16 protein-coding genes are annotated in these 16,379 nt (G+C 67.0%); 10 read left to right on the top strand and 6 right to left on the bottom strand.

The window, feature by feature from the left end:
- Positions 1-97 precede the first annotated feature (97 nt).
- Both pfeA and pfeE read left to right on the top strand, forming a co-directional pair.
- The gene (gene pfeA, locus ACYAF3_RS22925) at positions 98-2,338 is read left to right on the top strand and encodes a siderophore enterobactin receptor PfeA (protein WP_003090548.1); all 2,241 of its coding nucleotides are present in this window, start codon (positions 98-100) and stop codon (positions 2,336-2,338) included.
- A gap of 19 nt (positions 2,339-2,357) precedes the next feature.
- A complete protein-coding gene (gene pfeE / locus ACYAF3_RS22920; protein WP_003090549.1) occupies positions 2,358-3,272 on the top strand; it encodes a ferric enterobactin esterase PfeE in 915 nt (304 codons plus the stop codon).
- Between the two features lie 158 nt (positions 3,273-3,430).
- Here pfeE and ACYAF3_RS22915 read toward each other — a convergent pair whose 3' ends face one another.
- On the bottom strand, positions 3,431-4,636 hold the full coding sequence (locus tag ACYAF3_RS22915; protein WP_003122579.1) for an NAD(P)/FAD-dependent oxidoreductase: 1,206 nt from the start codon (positions 4,634-4,636) through the stop codon (positions 3,431-3,433).
- Positions 4,637-4,904: 268 nt separating this feature from the next.
- Between ACYAF3_RS22915 and ACYAF3_RS22910 the strand changes: the two genes are divergently transcribed.
- Positions 4,905-5,429 carry an RrF2 family transcriptional regulator gene (locus ACYAF3_RS22910; protein WP_003090553.1) on the top strand — a complete coding sequence of 175 codons (525 nt, stop codon included), beginning with the start codon at positions 4,905-4,907 and terminating at the stop codon, positions 5,427-5,429.
- 170 nt (positions 5,430-5,599) lie between these two features.
- Positions 5,600-6,100, top strand: coding sequence for an acyl-CoA thioesterase (locus tag ACYAF3_RS22905; RefSeq protein WP_003090555.1), 501 nt, complete (start codon positions 5,600-5,602; stop codon positions 6,098-6,100).
- Between the two features lie 27 nt (positions 6,101-6,127).
- Here ACYAF3_RS22905 and ACYAF3_RS22900 read toward each other — a convergent pair whose 3' ends face one another.
- The 5 genes from ACYAF3_RS22900 to ACYAF3_RS22880 form a co-directional block, all read right to left on the bottom strand.
- A complete protein-coding gene (locus ACYAF3_RS22900) occupies positions 6,128-6,454 on the bottom strand; it encodes a thioredoxin family protein (RefSeq protein WP_003101499.1) in 327 nt (108 codons plus the stop codon).
- A gap of 80 nt (positions 6,455-6,534) precedes the next feature.
- Positions 6,535-7,638 carry a DUF1615 domain-containing protein gene (locus tag ACYAF3_RS22895; protein ID WP_003119474.1) on the bottom strand — a complete coding sequence of 368 codons (1,104 nt, stop codon included), beginning with the start codon at positions 7,636-7,638 and terminating at the stop codon, positions 6,535-6,537.
- 113 nt (positions 7,639-7,751) lie between these two features.
- Positions 7,752-8,645, bottom strand: a complete 894-nt coding sequence (locus ACYAF3_RS22890) for a helix-turn-helix domain-containing protein (protein WP_003119473.1) — start codon at positions 8,643-8,645, stop codon at positions 7,752-7,754.
- 169 nt (positions 8,646-8,814) lie between these two features.
- On the bottom strand, positions 8,815-9,096 hold the full coding sequence (locus ACYAF3_RS22885; protein ID WP_003101509.1) for a XapX domain-containing protein: 282 nt from the start codon (positions 9,094-9,096) through the stop codon (positions 8,815-8,817).
- Between the two features lie 56 nt (positions 9,097-9,152).
- The gene (locus ACYAF3_RS22880) at positions 9,153-9,833 is read right to left on the bottom strand and encodes a hydrolase (protein WP_003090561.1); all 681 of its coding nucleotides are present in this window, start codon (positions 9,831-9,833) and stop codon (positions 9,153-9,155) included.
- A gap of 607 nt (positions 9,834-10,440) precedes the next feature.
- Here ACYAF3_RS22880 and ACYAF3_RS22875 point away from each other — a divergent pair.
- The 6 genes from ACYAF3_RS22875 (at position 10,441) to ACYAF3_RS22850 (ending at position 16,377) form a co-directional block, all read left to right on the top strand.
- Positions 10,441-12,279 carry an amidohydrolase gene (locus ACYAF3_RS22875; RefSeq protein ID WP_003119472.1) on the top strand — a complete coding sequence of 613 codons (1,839 nt, stop codon included), beginning with the start codon at positions 10,441-10,443 and terminating at the stop codon, positions 12,277-12,279.
- A gap of 48 nt (positions 12,280-12,327) precedes the next feature.
- Positions 12,328-13,635: an OprD family porin gene (locus ACYAF3_RS22870; RefSeq protein ID WP_023116922.1), complete on the top strand. Its 1,308-nt coding sequence runs from the start codon at positions 12,328-12,330 to the stop codon at positions 13,633-13,635.
- Positions 13,636-13,637: 2 nt separating this feature from the next.
- Entirely contained in the window at positions 13,638-15,227 is a 1,590-nt protein-coding gene (locus ACYAF3_RS22865) for an MFS transporter (protein WP_003101515.1), read from the top strand.
- A 146-nt stretch (positions 15,228-15,373) separates the two neighbouring features.
- The gene (gene tse2, locus ACYAF3_RS22860; protein ID WP_128669709.1) at positions 15,374-15,850 is read left to right on the top strand and encodes a type VI secretion system effector Tse2; all 477 of its coding nucleotides are present in this window, start codon (positions 15,374-15,376) and stop codon (positions 15,848-15,850) included.
- Positions 15,851-15,859: 9 nt separating this feature from the next.
- Positions 15,860-16,093 (top strand): type IV secretion system immunity protein Tsi2, encoded by a 234-nt coding sequence (gene tsi2, locus ACYAF3_RS22855; protein WP_003114383.1) that lies wholly within the window; start codon positions 15,860-15,862, stop codon positions 16,091-16,093.
- Between the two features lie 155 nt (positions 16,094-16,248).
- Positions 16,249-16,377: a DUF6434 domain-containing protein gene (locus ACYAF3_RS22850; RefSeq protein ID WP_307736771.1), complete on the top strand. Its 129-nt coding sequence runs from the start codon at positions 16,249-16,251 to the stop codon at positions 16,375-16,377.
- Positions 16,378-16,379 lie beyond the last annotated feature (2 nt).

Below are 16,379 nucleotides of genomic sequence, written 5' to 3'. Positions count from 1 at the left end.
GGCGAAGTGTTTAGAAAGTTAATGCGCTTTACTCTCAAATAACAATCAATATCATTTGTGATCTCTTGCATTTCGCTGCATTGCCCGGAGATCACCGATGTCCTCACGCGCCCTTCCCGCCGTTCCCTTCCTGCTGCTGTCCAGTTGCCTGCTCGCCAACGCCGTACACGCCGCCGGCCAGGGCGACGGCTCCGTCATCGAGCTGGGCGAGCAGACCGTGGTCGCCACCGCCCAGGAGGAAACCAAGCAGGCGCCGGGGGTTTCCATCATCACCGCCGAGGACATCGCCAAGCGACCGCCGAGCAACGACCTGTCGCAGATCATCCGGACCATGCCGGGGGTCAACCTGACCGGCAACAGCTCCAGCGGCCAGCGTGGAAACAACCGGCAGATCGACATCCGCGGCATGGGCCCGGAGAACACCCTGATCCTGGTCGACGGCAAGCCGGTCAGCTCGCGCAACTCGGTGCGCTACGGCTGGCGCGGCGAGCGCGACAGCCGCGGCGACACCAACTGGGTGCCGGCCGACCAGGTCGAGCGCATCGAAGTGATCCGCGGCCCGGCGGCGGCGCGCTACGGCAACGGCGCGGCGGGCGGCGTGGTGAACATCATCACCAAGCAGGCCGGCGCGGAAACCCACGGTAATCTCAGCGTCTACAGCAATTTCCCGCAACACAAGGCCGAAGGCGCCAGCGAACGGATGAGCTTCGGTCTCAACGGGCCGCTCACGGAAAACCTCAGCTACCGCGTCTACGGCAACATCGCCAAGACCGACTCGGACGACTGGGACATCAACGCCGGCCACGAATCCAATCGCACCGGCAAGCAGGCCGGCACCCTCCCCGCCGGTCGCGAAGGCGTGCGCAACAAGGACATCGACGGGCTGCTCAGCTGGCGCCTGACGCCCGAGCAGACCCTCGAGTTCGAGGCCGGCTTCAGCCGCCAGGGCAACATCTACACCGGCGACACGCAGAACACCAACAGCAACAACTACGTGAAGCAGATGCTCGGCCACGAGACCAACCGCATGTACCGCGAGACCTACTCGGTCACCCATCGCGGCGAATGGGACTTCGGCAGCTCGCTGGCCTACCTGCAGTACGAGAAGACCCGCAACAGCCGGATCAACGAAGGCCTGGCCGGCGGCACCGAAGGTATCTTCGACCCCAACAACGCCGGCTTCTACACCGCCACCCTGCGCGACCTGACCGCCCACGGCGAGGTCAACCTGCCGCTGCACCTGGGCTACGAGCAGACCCTGACCCTCGGCAGCGAGTGGACCGAGCAGAAGCTCGACGACCCCAGCTCCAACACCCAGAACACCGAGGAAGGCGGCTCGATCCCCGGTCTCGCCGGAAAGAACCGCAGCAGCAGTTCCTCAGCGCGGATCTTCTCGCTGTTCGCCGAGGACAACATCGAGCTGATGCCCGGCACCATGCTCACCCCAGGCCTGCGCTGGGACCACCACGACATCGTCGGCGACAACTGGAGCCCATCGCTGAACCTGTCCCACGCGCTCACCGAGCGGGTCACCCTGAAGGCCGGTATCGCCCGCGCCTACAAGGCCCCCAACCTGTACCAGCTGAACCCCGACTACCTGCTCTACAGCCGTGGCCAGGGTTGCTACGGGCAAAGCACCAGTTGCTACCTGCGCGGCAACGACGGCCTCAAGGCCGAGACCAGCGTGAACAAGGAACTGGGCATCGAGTACAGCCACGACGGCCTGGTAGCGGGGCTGACCTACTTCCGCAACGACTACAAGAACAAGATCGAATCCGGCCTGTCACCGGTCGACCACGCCAGCGGCGGCAAGGGCGACTACGCCAACGCGGCGATCTACCAGTGGGAGAACGTGCCCAAGGCGGTGGTCGAGGGCCTCGAAGGCACCCTGACCCTGCCCCTGGCCGACGGCCTGAAGTGGAGCAACAACTTCACCTACATGCTGCAATCGAAGAACAAGGAAACCGGCGACGTGCTCTCGGTGACGCCGCGCTACACCCTCAACTCGATGCTCGACTGGCAGGCCACCGACGACCTCTCGCTGCAAGCCACGGTCACCTGGTACGGCAAGCAGAAGCCGAAGAAATACGACTATCACGGCGACCGTGTCACCGGCAGCGCCAACGACCAGCTCTCGCCCTACGCCATCGCCGGCCTCGGCGGCACCTATCGGTTGAGCAAGAACCTGAGCCTCGGCGCCGGCGTCGACAACCTGTTCGACAAGCGCCTGTTCCGCGCCGGCAATGCCCAGGGCGTGGTCGGCATCGACGGGGCCGGCGCGGCGACCTACAACGAGCCCGGACGGACCTTCTATACCAGCCTGACCGCGTCGTTCTGAGCCATAACGAGAAAGCCTGATGAGAACCTCCCTGCTCGTCGCCGCCCTGGGCCTCGCCCTGGCGGCGGCCCTGCCCGGCGGCGCGCCGCTGGCGCAACCGGACCCCGAGGCGACCATGGACCGCAGCCTGCTGCAACGCCAGGACCTGCCCTATCGCTTCAGCGCCGTGGACCTGGACTCCGTCGATGGCCAGCGGCATTACCGGCTGTGGCTCGGCCGACCGCTGCAGGCACCGCCCGCCGCCGGCTACCCGGTGGTCTGGATGCTCGACGGCAACGCCGCCGTCGGCGCCCTCGACGAGTCAACCCTGAGACGCCTGGCCGACGGCGACGCACCGCTGCTGGTCGCCATCGGCTACCGCACGCCGCTGCGCATCGACCGCGCCGGGCGTACCTTCGACTACACCCCCGCGAGTCCCGGCCAGGCCGATCAGCGCGACCCGCTCAACGGCCTGCCCAGCGGTGGCGCCGACGCCTTCCTCGACCTGCTGCGCGACGGCATGCGCCCGGCCGTGGCGGCGCAGGCGCCCCTGGACACTGCGCGACAAACCCTCTGGGGACACTCCTACGGCGGCTTGCTGGTGCTCCACGCACTGTTCACCCGTCCCGGCGAGTTCGCCCGCTACGCCGCGGCCAGCCCGTCGCTGTGGTGGCGCGACGGGGCGATCCTCGGCGAACGAGCGGGGCTCGAACAGCGCCTGCGCGGAAAGCGCGCGGAACTCCTGCTCTGGCGCGGCAGCGCCGAACCGGCCAGCCCGCGCGGCTCGCTGAAAGCCGAGCCGGGCCAGGCGATGGCGCGGCTGGTAGATGACCTGCGCCGGGTTGCCGGGCTCACGCTGGACTTCCAGCCGCTCGACGGCCTGGGTCATGGCGAAACGCTGGGGGCCTCGTTGCGCCTTCTGCTCGCCCGTCCGGCGGTGGAACGCCAGCGCTGAAGACGCACGCTCCCAAGAGAACCGAGGCAACGGCGGATAACCGCTTCGCGGTTATTCGCCCTACCGGAAGCCAGGCATCCGCGCGCCGCTGCATCCCTCTACGCTGCACGGCATCCTCTCCCGCCTGCGGGAGAGGGTTGGGGTGAGGGAAAATCGCCCTACGCCACCACCGGAATCAGCGGGTCGGCCGCCGCCAGCGCCACGGCGCGGTCCGCCGCCGGCGGGTAGATCCACACGCCATTGATCTCGGTCTTGATCTTCTTGCCCTCCTCGCGCACGAACCGTACCTGGCGGTCCCAGCCCTCGGTGAACACCGCGCCCCAGCCGCCGAGGTCGAGACAGGTCACGTACTTCACCTGGCTGTAGGGAATCGGCTCGACGCCGAGCAGGTCGGCGGCCACGTTATTGCCGGCCGAGCGACCCAGGGCGATGGCGTGCTGGCAGGTCATCAGGGCATGGTTGCCGAGGTCGTCGGTAGCCGCGCGGGCCACGTCGCCGGTGGCGTAGACATCGTCGAGACCGAGCACCTTGAGGTTGCGGTCGACATGCAGGCGACCCTGGGCATCGCGCTCGCCCGGAATCTGCCCGGTCAGGGTGCTGGCCCGCACGCCCACGGTCCAGACCACGGTCTTCGCCTCGATCCGCTGGCCGTCGTCGAGCGTCACGCCCTCGGCATCCACCGCCGCCACCGAACGCCCCAGGCACCACTCCACGCCCAGTTCCGCCGAGGCCTCGGCGATCAAGCCGCTCAGGTCCGCGCCCATCGATGCGCCGATGGCGGCGCCGCGGTCGACCACGATCACTCGCAGCGCCGCTTTCTCGCCGAGGATCGCCCGCAGGCGCGCCGGCATCTCGGTGGCGGTCTCGATGCCGGTGAAGCCGCCGCCGGCGACCACCACGGTGTTGCGTGCCGGTGAATCCGGCAAGTCGCGCAGGGCATGCAGGTGTGCCTCTAGGCGCAGGGCGTCTTCCAACTGGTCGACATCGAAGGCAGCGTCGATGCCGACGACACTCGCCGGACGCCACACGCCGCTGCCGGCCGCCAGCACCAGGCGGTCGTAGTCCAGTTGCGCCAGCGTGCCCTCGGCATCGCGGTACTCCACCCACTTGCCGGCCACGTCGATGCGCTGCGCGCTGCCCTGCACGAAACGCACGCCGACCGCGGCGAACAATTCGCCCAGCGGCGCCGCCATGCGCTGCACGTCAGGCTCGTAGAAACGCGGGCGGATGCGCAGCTCGGGCTGCGGCGCGAGCACCGCGACCTCGACGTCGTCGCGGCCCTGGCGGTCGAGCTGGCGCACTGCGCTCAGCGCGCTCCACATGCCGGCGAATCCGGCACCGACGATCAGGATACGTTGTTTCATTGGGGGCTCCTGGAGGGAAAGGACGGGATATCCGGAGAAAAGCCTCTCCGTAACTACGACTATATTTGTCGTAGTTAAGAAGATCAATCCCCGAAAAGCGTTCCGACAGGCAATCGCCCCTCGCCGTGAAAGAGAGGAAAAGACGTCGAAAACATACGAAAAGGATCGGAGATAGAGCGCTTCGAGGCGGAAGACAGCGAACGACCTGTCCTTGTGAGCGACCTGAAAACCGCGCAGAATATTGCGAATATTTCTATCGGAGTTAGTGATGGCTCTCTATAGCGCCGGCGTCGAATACGGCATCCACTGCCTGTTGTTCCTCGCCGACGAGAAAGGCGACAGCCGCGAGTCCAGCGTACGCACCCTCGCCGAGTTGCAGGGCGTGCCGCCGGAACTGCTGGCCAAGGTCTTCACCCGCCTGGCCAAGGCCGGCCTGGTGGCTGCCACCGAAGGCGTGCGCGGTGGCTTCCGCCTGGCACGGCCGGCCAACGAAATCAGCGTGCTCGACGTGGTCCGCGCCATCGACGGCGACAAATCGATCTTCGAATGCCGCGAGGTCCGCGAGCGCTGCGCGATCTTCGAAGGCAACCCGCCTTCCTGGGCGACCCGCAACACCTGCTCGATCCACGCGGTGATGCTCACCGCGCAGAAGCGCATGGAAGAAGCGCTGGCCCAGCAGACCATCCTCGACCTGGTACGCCGGGTGGGGCGTATCGCGCCACCGGAGTTCGGCGAAGAAGTGCTGCGCTGGATGGATGCCAGCCGGGAAGGACGCGGCGGCTCCCGCGACTAGCCCTTGGCGCATACGGAGCGGCGCCGCAAGCCCGTTTCGCGGAAAACACCATTGTCGACTGCGGTGCTAATCGCGCCGGCGTTTCTCCCTACCCTATCGCCAGAGGCCGCCGCAGAGCGGCCGCCGGCCCACTGCAATGGCCCGTGACCAACTTGCGTGATAGGTGAACGATGGAACCTGGCAGCTACCAACTGACCATGAGCGTGCTCATGACCCCCGACAAGGCGAACTTCTCCGGCAACGTCCACGGCGGCGCGCTGCTCAAGCTCCTCGACGAAGTGGCCTTTGCCTGCGCCAAGCGCTACGCCGGACGCTACGTGGTGACCCTGTCGGTGGATCAGGTGATCTTCCGCGAGCCGATCCATGTCGGCGAACTGGTGACCTTCCTCGCCTCGGTGAACTACACCGGGCGCACTTCGATGGAGGTCGGGGTGAAGGTGATGACCGAGAACATCCACGAGCGCACCGTGCGCCATACCAACAGTTGCTTCTTCACCATGGTGGCGATGGACGACCAGCGCCGGCCGGTGGCGGTGCGTCCGCTGGAACCGGAGACCGCGATCGAGAAACGCCGCTACGCCCAGGCCCTGGCCCGGCGCGAGCAGCGCAAGCTGATGGAACTGCGCTACCAGGAGATCCGCGAACAGGTGGATCACGCGATGCCGGCCTGAACGCCGCCCGGCCCGCGGGCCGGGTCCTCAGCCCTCGCCGACCAGGCTCTCGAACGCTTCTTCCAGCACGCTGGCGCTGCCGGGGCGGACCACCCGCGCCACCTCCCGGCCGTCGCGAAGAAAGACGAAGGTCGGCCACAGCTTGACCTGGAACGAGCGCCCCAGGCGGCGCCCGGGACCGTCCTCGACCTTCAGGTGGCCGACCTCCGGGTAGTCGCTGAATACTTCCGCCAGCAGCGGCTGGGCGGCCTGGCAATGGCCGCACCAGTCGGTACCGAACTCCACCAGCGTCGGACCGGCGAGCCGGTCCAGTTCGTCGCGCGCCGGTGCCTCGGCGCTGTATCGGGTCTTCATACGCTGCTTCTCCATGAGCTTGGCTGACAGGACGGCAGACTCCCGCGGCGGCGCCAGGTTCGACCCGCGCGACGATGGACTCAGCGTTTCCGCACGCGCGCCATGCAGCGCTGGTAGCGTTCGTCGACGCGCTTGGCGAACCAGGCGGTGGTCAGCTTGCGGGTGATCTTCGGGCTCTCCAGGGCGATCCCCGGCAGCACGGCGCGGGGCAATGTCTTGCCGGTGGCGCTTTCGGCCAGGGCGAAGACCTTGCGGTACAGCGCGCTGTCGGCGAACTCCGGGCTGTCGCCCTGCTCCAGCGCCCGGCGGATCGCCGCGTCGCTCATGTCCAGGCGCTTGCCGAGGCTGCGCACGGCCAGTTCGGTGGAGCCCGGCGTGCGCGTGCCGTAGCGGATCAGATCGCCATCCAGCGCCAGCGGAATCCCCGAGACGCGACTCACCGCGCTCTGGAACGCGGCGTTGCGACTGGCATACCAGCCGGCGTTGAAGTCGGCGAAGCGGTACAGCGGCGCCGGGTAGTCCGCCGGATAGCCAAGCAGGTGGGCGATGCCGAAATACATGCCGCCGCGCCGGCTGAACACCTCGCGGCGGATGCTGCCGTCCAGCGGATAGGGATAGCCGTCCGCGTGCTGCTCGGCGAAAGCGATGCTGACCTGCATCGGCCCGCCGGTGTGTACCGGGTTGAAGCCGCCGAACAGCTTGCCGCCCATGGGCACGATGGCGATGAAATCGTCGAATGTCTCGCTCAGTTCCTTCTCCGTGCGCGCCGCGGCCAGGCGCTGGCTGTAGGTGCGGCCATCGGGCGACTTGATATTCAGCGCTGAGCTGACCAGGAACGCCGGCACGTGCAGCTTGCCGGCACGACGCTCGACCTCGCGGGTGGCGATCCTGCCCAGGCCGGCCACCGGCGGGTCGACCTGGTAGGTGGACTCCTGCTCGGTCACCGCCAGCACCGCACAGAGATTCTCGTCGCTGGGGTAGATCTGCTGGGCGGAAAAGGCCGCGTAGATATCGCTGGCCCACCCTTGGCGATCGCGCACCGTGGCCGGCATCAGGCGGACGATCTTCGCCCGTACTTCGTCGGGGTTGGGCGGCGGCGGCTCCGCCGACCGCGAACTGCACCCGGCCAGCGCCAGGAGCATGAGCAACCCCGTTACGCCGCGACCCTGGCGTACTGCTTTCATCTGCGATTCCCTGTTCCGTTGCGAAGTGGGCGGCCGATGGCGACCGCCGAAGCCAGGGCATTCTAGCCGAGCATCCGGCGGCTTCCGTACCGTCCGTCACGCACGGTCGCGGTTCACAGCGCTGCGTCGGTGCGCTGCCGCTTGACCCGACGCCAGGTCGAGGGCGAGGCACCGGCCAGCCGGAGAAAGATCCGCGAGAAATGCGGCTGGTCGGAAAAGCCGCAGGCGACGCCGATCTGCGAAAGCGGTTCGTCGCTGCCCAGCATCAGCTCCTTGGCCCGGTCGACGCGCATGCGCATCAGCCATTCGTGGGGCGAAACACCGGTGCTGCACTTGAAGGCCTTGGTGAAATAGCTGCGCGAGAGCCCGCACTCCTCGGCCAGGCGCGCCACCGACACGCCCTCGGCCAGATGCCCGGCGATCAGCTCCTTGGCCCTGCGCAATTGCCAGGGCGCCAGGCCCTTGCCGGTGCAGACCGGGACCTGGGTCGAAGCGAAGCGATCCTGAACGTGGGTCAACAGCGCCAGCATGACCTGCTCGATGAACAGTTCGTTGCGCTCGCCCGCCCTGGCGAAGCTGGGCAGCAGCGCCAGCGCCAGGTGATAGACCACCGGATCGTCGACACCGATGATCCGCTCCGGCTCGGCGGACGCGCGTTGCCCTTCTTCGTAGAGAAACTCCTTTATCGAAGCGCGCGGCAACATGAAGCGGACATTGTCGTAAGTTGTCCGGTGCTGGCACTTTATTTCATCGCCAAGATAGGCGATGGAGATACTTTTCCGTGGATGTCCGCCATCGAAAACCAGTTTGTTTCCATTCCAGAGACGATGGGAATTGAAATCGCGCAACTGCACGATGACGGAAAACGAATCGGCACAAGGAATATGGATCACCTTGTCCGGATCGGGAGTCGCCTCACTATTGCGAATCAAGGCGTACCCTTCTCCCCTTATGATGTTCCCTGGCGTGGATTGGTCGCCCTTTGTTCTGTCTATGGCAACAGTCATGACTCCCCCTGATTCCATGCGCCTGATGATCTCGTGACACTTTTCTCTCGACGCGAAAAACGACGCACGAAAGCTCCCCCAGAGATTAATCCGAGGGAGCCGTTCCGGGGAAATCTAACCGACGAAGATAACTACCAGATTACTGCGCTGTTACTCGATGATATAACGCTCAACCCTTTTCCTTTTCCGACGGGCCAGCGGCCTGGTCGAGGCGATGCCGACCCGGTAGTTGCCCCAGCACATGGCCGACCGAACCCGCCTTGTCGCAGGCCGAGGCGAACGCGCAACCGCCGAGCAATTGCTTGCCGACCGGGATGACCTGCTCGCCGAGCAGGATGCCGAGCAACCCCACCAGCGCCACCAGCGGCGGAGCCGGCGAACGCACCTGCAGCAGGCTGTAGACGATCCCCACCAACAGTCCGGCGCCCAGCGACAATACGTAGAGCTTCATCTTCGTTCTCCTTCGCGGCCGTGCCGCCCGGCGGACCGGAGCGGCACGGCCGGCATTCACTTGGCCGGATTCGGGCCGATGCGTTCGCCGTGGGTCACCCGCTCGGGCGCCTTGTGCACCATGGTGTAGGCGTAGTCCACGCCCATGCCGTAGGCCCCGGAATGCTCCTTGGCGATGGCCATCACGGCGTCGTAGGTATCCCGGCGGGCCCAGTCGCGCTGCCACTCCAGCAGGACCTGCTGCCAGGTCACCGGTACCACGCCGGCCTGGACCATGCGGTCCATGGCGTACTTGTGGGCGTCGCTGGAGGTGCCGCCCGAGGCATCGGCCACCATGTAGATCTCGTAGCCGCCCTCGAGCATGGCGCAGAGGGCGAAGGTGGTGTTGCAGACCTCGGTCCACAGCCCGGCGACCACGACCTTCTTGCGGCCCGCGGCGGCCAGCGAGTCGCGCACGTTCTGGTCGTCCCAGGAGTTCATCGAGGTGCGTTCGAGGATCTTCTGCTCGGGGAACACCGCCAGCAGCTCCGGATAGGTCGGGCCGGAGAAGCTGTCGGTTTCCACCGTGGTGATGGTGACCGGGATGTCGAATACCTTCGCCGCCTTGGCCAGGCCCACTACGTTGTTCTTCAGCGTCTGGCGATCGATGGACTGTACGCCGAATGCCATCTGTGGCTGCTGGTCGATGAAGATGATCTGGCTGTTCTGCGGAGTTAGAACTTCGAGATAGTGGCTCATGATTGTTTCCTGACAACGAACGATGAATTCCAGCTGTTGCGCACAACAGCACGCGGGCCAACAGATAATTTCCCGTGGCCGGCCAGACTATGAAGCATGAATATTGGAAAAAACAAACTTTTCGAGAAAATAAATCACTGAACTGCGGCCCCGGATAAAGTTGAACGGCGATATTCAAAATATTCGACACATCCATACAAAAAGCGCACACAGAGACAATAAAAGAAGGATTACCAGCTAGCAGAATCGACAGTCCGCCCTATAAGAAAAAGCCCCCATGAAGTTCAGGACATGTCTCGCGCCTTACTTGCTATCGACCACCAGCAAGTTGCGCTTGCAGGAGGATGCGTCATTCGGGAAAACCGCTCTTTCGTCCCGTACGTTTTCCGCCGCACCTATCCTGTCCGGTGGCCTCTCTCGCCGCCGCCCTCGCTGACCGATTCCGCCCCGCTGCCAGGAGCACGCCATGAGCCACGATCCGCCGAGCAAGGACCGCCGCCATTTCCTCACTACCAGTTCGGTGCTGGGCGCCGCCGGAGTCCTGTGGTCCGCCCTGCCCTTCGCCAACGCCGCCAGCCTTTCTCCCGCAAGCAACCCAGGAGGTTCCATGACCGCCGACCTGATCCTGCACAACGGCCGTTTCCACACCGTGGACCGCGACAACCCCACCGCCACCGCCGTGGCGATCAAGGACGGCAAGTTCCTTGCCGTCGGCAACGACGCCGAGGCGATGCTCCATCGCGGCAGCGCCACCCAGGTGATCGACCTGCAGAAGCGCACCGTGATCCCCGGTCTCAACGACTCGCACCTGCACCTGATCCGCGGTGGCCTCAACTACAACCTGGAGCTGCGCTGGGAAGGCGTGCCCTCCCTGGCCGACGCCTTGCGCATGCTCAAGAACCAGGCCGAACGCACGCCCAGCCCCCAGTGGGTGCGGGTGGTCGGCGGCTGGAACGAGTTCCAGTTCGCCGAGAAGCGCATGCCGACCCTGGAGGAATTGAACAAGGCCGCGCCGGACACCCCGGTGTTCGTCCTCCACCTGTACGATCGCGCCCTGCTCAACCGCGCCGCCCTGCGCGTGGTCGGCTACACCAAGGACACGCCCAACCCGCCCGGCGGCGAGATCGTCCGCGACAGCAGCGGCGAACCCACCGGCATGCTGATCGCCCGGCCCAACGCGATGATTCTCTACGCCACCCTGGCCAAGGGACCGAAGCTGCCGCTGGAGTACCAGGTCAACTCCACCCGCCAGTTCATGCGCGAACTCAACCGCCTCGGCCTGACCAGCGCGATCGACGCCGGCGGCGGCTTCCAGAACTACCCGGACGACTACCAGGTGATTCGCGAACTGGCCGACCAGGGCCAGCTCACCGTACGCATCGCCTACAACCTGTTCACCCAGAAACCGAAGGAAGAACTCGCCGACTTCAAGAACTGGACCGGCAGCGTCAAGTACGGCCAGGGCAGCGATTTCTTCCGCCACAACGGCGCCGGCGAGATGCTGGTGTTCTCCGCCGCCGACTTCGAGGACTTCCTCGAACCGCGCCCTGACCTGCCGCAGACCATGGAGCAGGAGCTGGAGCCGGTGGTCCGCCACCTGGTGGAGCAGCGCTGGCCGTTCCGCCTGCACGCCACCTACGATGAATCGATCTCGCGGATGCTCGACGTGTTCGAGAAGGTCGACCGCGACATTCCGTTCAACGGCCTGCCCTGGTTCTTCGACCACGCCGAGACCATCACCCCGTGCAACATCGAGCGGGTGCGGGCACTCGGCGGCGGCATCGCGATCCAGGACCGCATGGCCTTCCAGGGCGAGTACTTCGTCGACCGCTACGGTGCCAAGGCCGCCGAGGCCACGCCGCCGATCCAGCGCATGCTCGCCGAGGGCGTGCCGGTGGGTGCCGGCACCGACGCCACCCGGGTCTCCAGCTACAACCCCTGGACCTCGCTGTACTGGCTGGTCAGCGGTCGCACCGTCGGCGGCATGGCCCTGTATCCGCAGGGCCTGCCGCGGGAAACCGCGTTGCAGCTGTTCACCCACGGCAGCGCCTGGTTCTCCAGCGAGCAGGGCAAGAAAGGACAGATCAAGGTTGGCCAGCTCGCCGACCTGGCGGCGCTGTCGGCGGACTTCTTCGGCGTCGAGGAAGAGGCCATCAAGTGGATCGAGTCGGTGCTCACGGTGGTCGACGGCAAGGTCGTCTATGCCGCCGCCGAGTTCGACAAGCTCGGTCCGCCGGCGCCGCCGGTGCTGCCGGACTGGTCGCCGGTGGCCAAGGTACCCGGCCACTGGCGGCAAGGCGCGCCGCTGACCGCCCAGGTCCACCAGTGCGTCGGTGCCTGCGCGGTACACGCCCACGAGCACAACCGCGCGCGCCACTCCAACGTACCGGTGAGCGACTTCCAGGGTTTCTGGGGCGCATTCGGCTGTTCCTGCTTCGCTTTCTGACGTACCCGGGCGGGCCCTTCGCGGCCCGCCTCGCCCGGAGTTTTCCCGATGATCCGCGTTCGACCGGTCGGCCGCCTGGCCCTTTTCCTGGCGCTGGGCGGCACCTCGCCGTGCCACGCCGCGACACAGGAAGCCAAGGCGCCCGACTACCTGGAGTGGCGCCTGCTCAACCGCAACTACTTCCTCTACAACGACTATCGCCGCGCGGACGCCGGGCGCGGCTACCGCAAGGAATGGGCACACGGCCTGATCGCCGACCTGGAGTCGGCCTATACTCCCGGCCGCGTCGGTTTCGGCCTCGATCTCCACGGCTTCGCCGGCTTCAAGCTCGACGGCGGACGTGGCCATGCCGGCACCGGCCTGTTGCCGCTGGACTCATCCGGCGATAACGCCAGCGAGTATTCCGACGCCGGAGCCGCACTCAAGCTGCGGCTCGGCGAGAGCCTGCTCAAGGTCGGCGAGATGACCGTCGAGACCCCGGTCTTCGATACCAGCGACAAGCGCCTGCAACCCCAGTACGCCAGGGGCTTCTTCCTGCAGAGCGACGACCTCGACCGCGTGCGGATCCAGGCCGGGCGCTTCACCGCCTTCAAGGAACAGGCCTCCAGCTCCGGCCATGGCGACTTCGACGGCTACGGCGCGAGCACCGCCGGCAGCGCCATCGGCTTCGCCGGCGCCAGCCTAGCGGCCAGCGACAACCTGAGCGGCTCGCTGTTCGCGGCGCAACTGGACAACGTCTGGCGCCAGGTCTATCTCAACATGAACCTGCAACGTGCCGCGTTCAGCCTGGATGGCAACCTCTATCGCACGCGCGACCAGGGCCGCAGCCGGGCCGGCGCGATCGACACCCTGGCCTACAGCCTGCAACTGAAGTACCGCGTCGGCGCACAGGGTTTCTCCCTGGCCTACCAGCGTGTCCATGGGGATACGCCGTTCGACTTCGTCGGAGGTGACTCCATCTACCTCGCCAACTCGATCAAGTACGCCGATTTCAACGGTCCCGGCGAACGCTCCTGGCAGGCCCGCTACGACCTCGACCTGGCCCCGTTCGGCCTGCCGGGGCTGAGCTTCATGGCGCGTTACGTCAGCGGCCGCGCCATCGACGGCAGCCATGCGCCGGCCGGCGGCGCCTACAACCCGCTGGGCGCCGATGGCCGCTACCGGCCCTTGCAGGGCAGCGGCGGCAAGCACTGGGAGCGCGACCTCGACCTGCGCTACCTGTTCGCCTCGGGCCCGCTCAAGGACCTCTCGCTGAACGTCTCGCACCTCAGCCACCGGGCCAACGCGGCCCAGGCCGGCGACGACATCGACCGCCTCTACCTGATCGTCGAATACCCACTCAAAGGCTCGCTCTGACCATGACCGCACCCGCCGCCTCACCCTGGAGTCCCCTGCGCCAAGCCACCTTCCGCTGGCTATGGCTGGCCAGCATCGCCTCGAACATCGGCACCTGGATGCACGAGGTGGGCGCCGGCTGGCTGATGACCTCGCTCTCCGCCAGCCCGCTGAACGTGGCCCTGGTGCAGGTCGCCGGATCGCTGCCGATGTTCTTCCTGGCCCTGCCGGCCGGCGCCCTCGCCGATATCGTCGACAAGCGCCGCTACCTGCTCGGCGTGCAATTGTGGATGGCCTTGGTGGCCACCCTGCTGGCCAGCCTCACCCTGCTCCAGTTGACCAGCGTCTGGCTGCTGCTCGGCCTGACCCTGTGCATGGGCATCGGCACCGCTCTGATGATGCCGGCCTGGAGCGCCACCACTCCGGAACTGGTGGGCAAGGACGAACTGCCGGCGGCGGTGGCGCTGTCCAGTGTCGGGGTCAACCTGGCGCGGGCGGTCGGACCGGCCATCGCCGGGGTGCTGGTGAGCCTGGTCGGCCCCTGGCTGACCTTCGCCCTCAACGCCCTCTCCTTCTTCGCGGTGATCGCCGTGCTGCTGGCCTGGAAACGCGAGGCCGTGCCCTCGGTGCTGCCGGCGGAACGCCTGTTCGGCGCCCTGCGCGCCGGCTGGCGCTACAGCCGCAGCTCGAGGCCACTGCAATCGGTGCTGGTGCGCGCGGTGGCGTTCTTCCTCGGCGCCAGCGCCGGCATGTCGCTGCTGCCGCTGATCGTGCGCGGCGAACTGCATGGCAACGCCATGGACTTCGGCCTGCTGCTGGGCAGCGTCGGCGTCGGCGCGGTGCTCGGCGCCGCGTTCCTGCCGCGCCTGCGCGAACGCCTCGGCAGCGACCGCCTGGTGCTGCTCTCCAGCGTGCTCTACGCACTGGTGCTGGTGGCCCTGGCGCTGCTGCGCAACCTCTATTTGCTGGTGCCGGTGATGCTGCTCAGCGGCGCGGCATGGATCGCCGTGCTCTCCAGCCTGCAGGTCGCCGCGCAGACCTCCGTGCCGGCCTGGGTCCGCGCCCGCGCGCTGGCGGTCTACATCCTGGTGTTCTTCGGCAGCATGGCCGCCGGCGGCGCCCTGTGGGGTCTGGTCGCCAGCCACCTGTCGATCACCTTCGCCCTGCTCTGCGCCAGCGCCGCGCTGCTGCTCGGCCTGTTCGCGTCGCTGCGCTGCCGGCTGCCGGTCACCGAGGCCGAGGACCTCGCGCCGTCGCTGCACTGGCCGGCACCACTGGTCGACGAAGAGGTGGACCAGGAACGCGGCCCGGTGATGGTCACCCTCGAGTACGACATCGACCCACAGGACGCCGCGGCATTCCAGGCGGCGATGGTCGAGGTGCGCGCCATGCGTCGGCGCAACGGCGCGGTGTCCTGGGGGCTGGTCCAGGACAGCGGCAACCGTCGCCTGTGGCTGGAGTTCTTCATCGACGAATCCTGGCTGGAACACCTGCGCCACCACCAGCGGGTGACCCGCGGCGAGTTGCGGGTCGAGGCCGCCGCCCGGCGCTTCCAGAGCGCCGGCGTGGAGGTGCGCATCCGCCATTACCTGCACGGCGCGGCCAGGCCTTGAGCCTCCCGGGCGACGGTCGTCGCCTGCCCCTGGCGGATCCGCCCACGGCTGTTATCCTGCTCGCCGATGGCGCCACAAGGACGGTGGCCGGTAGCGATGCCGCGCACCCGCGGCGCCGCGAACGCAACCCACAGGGAAGTCCACGCATGTCCTACGACTACGAGAAAACCAGCCTCACCCTCTACCGGGCGGTATTCAAGGCCAACTACGACGGCGACATCGGTCGCTACCTGCGTCCCGACAAGGAACTCGCCGAGACTGCGGAAGTCGCCCCGCTGCTGCATCCGACCTTCGACAGCCCCAACACCCCTGGCGTCCCCGCCCGCGCGCCGGACATCGTCGCCGGCCGCGACGGCCTCTACGCCCCGGACACCGGCGGCACCTCGGTGTTCGACCGCGCCGGCGTGCTGCGCCGCGCCGACGGCGACTTCGTGATACCCGACGGCACCGACATCCCGCCGGACCTTAAGGTGAAGCAGGACAGCTACAACAAGCGCCTGCAAGCCACCCACTACACCATCATGCCGGCCAAGCCGATGTACCGGGAGGTCCTCATGGGCCAACTGGACAACTTCGTGCGCAACGCCATCCGCCGCCAATGGGAAAAAGCCCGCGGGCTCTAGGAGTGAACCATGAACCTGAAACCCCAGACCCTGATGGTGGCGATCCAGTGCGTCGCCGCGCGCACCCGCGAACTCGACGCGCAGTTGCAGAACGACGACCCGCAGAACGCCGCTGAACTCGAACAGTTGCTGGTCGGCTACGACCTCGCCGCCGACGACCTGAAGAACGCCTACGAGCAAGCCCTGGGCCAATACAGCGGCCTGCCGCCCTATGACCGGCTGATCGAAGAGCCGGCATCCTGACGGCCCGTGGGCAGGCCATCGTTGGCCTGCCCGCTCCAGCGCGCGCAGAGAAACGACAGATGGTCTTCGGCTGGCACGGCGACACCATCACCCGCGACACCGCAGTGTGCCGCGACTAGCGCAACGCCCAGGACGTACGGCGCTTCCTCGTCGGGCTGTGCGGCGCCGACTTCCGCTTCGATCGTGCCTTCATGGCCTGGATTGGCGACGGCGCGGCAAAATCCCTGAGTGAGGTGGCGGACGAACGGCGACGGCGCCACGCCGACACCAGCCCCTCCGCCTGAGC

This window comes from Pseudomonas sp. TZ252 (assembly GCF_056110345.1).
Note: the sequence above shows the minus strand (reverse complement) of the source record. Positions and strands in the feature narration are given on the sequence as shown.